2 protein-coding genes are annotated in these 766 nt (G+C 65.5%); one reads left to right on the top strand and one right to left on the bottom strand.

Annotated features, from left to right (window positions below):
- On the top strand, window positions 1-537 hold a 537-nt coding region (locus RNC47_RS36020; protein ID WP_311605059.1), incomplete at its 5' end, for a magnesium transporter CorA family protein.
- 28 nt (window positions 538-565) lie between these two features.
- Here RNC47_RS36020 and RNC47_RS36025 read toward each other — a convergent pair.
- A partial coding sequence (locus RNC47_RS36025; RefSeq protein WP_311605061.1) for a hypothetical protein occupies window positions 566-766 on the bottom strand: 201 nt, incomplete at its 5' end.

Genomic DNA, 766 nt, shown 5'->3' on the forward strand with positions numbered 1-766 from the left:
GTCGTGGTCGACGGGCACTTCGAGGCCGTCGAGGCGCTCGACGATGCCATCGAAGGGCTCGAGGACGAGTTGTTCGCCGACGGCGGTCCACGTCGCGGCCTGCAACGGCGCACCTTCCAGCTGCGCAAGGACCTGGTCGAACTGCGCCGCGTGGTGCTGCCCATGCGCGAGGTGGTCAGCACCATCCAGCACCGCAGGATGGACTCGTCCACCTCGCCCGACCTGGACCCGCTCTACGCCGACCTGTACGACCACGTGCTGCGGGCTTCGGAGTGGACCGAATCCCTGCGCGACATGGTCACCACGGTGTTCGAGACCAACCTGTCCCTGCAGGACGCCCGGCTCAACACGGTGATGAAGAAACTCAGCGGCTGGGCCGCCATCATCGCGGTGCCGACCGCCATCACGGGTTTCTACGGCCAGAACGTGCTGTACCCCGGCATCAATACTGCAGTGGGGTTCATCGCCAGCAGCATTTTGATCGTTGTGCTGGTCGTCCTGTTGTACGTGATGTTCAAACGCCGGGACTGGTTGTAGTGCTCCCCCGCAGGGGGACCCTGGCGACTCACCGGGAAAATCCGGCCGCATCGGCGATCTCGCGAGCCTTGGCGACGATCGAGTCGATCCGCGTCACAGTGGGGGTGCCCGCGACCGCTTTGTTCTCTGGCTCGTCCATCGCCCGGCGCATGACGCCCTCGGCGATGATCGCCAGCTTCCATAGCCCGAGCACATGCCAGTACTGCAAGGCCGCCGGATCGCGCCCGGT

The organism is Streptomyces millisiae, assembly GCF_031845425.1.
Classification (GTDB): Bacteria; Actinomycetota; Actinomycetes; order Streptomycetales; family Streptomycetaceae; genus Streptomyces; species Streptomyces millisiae.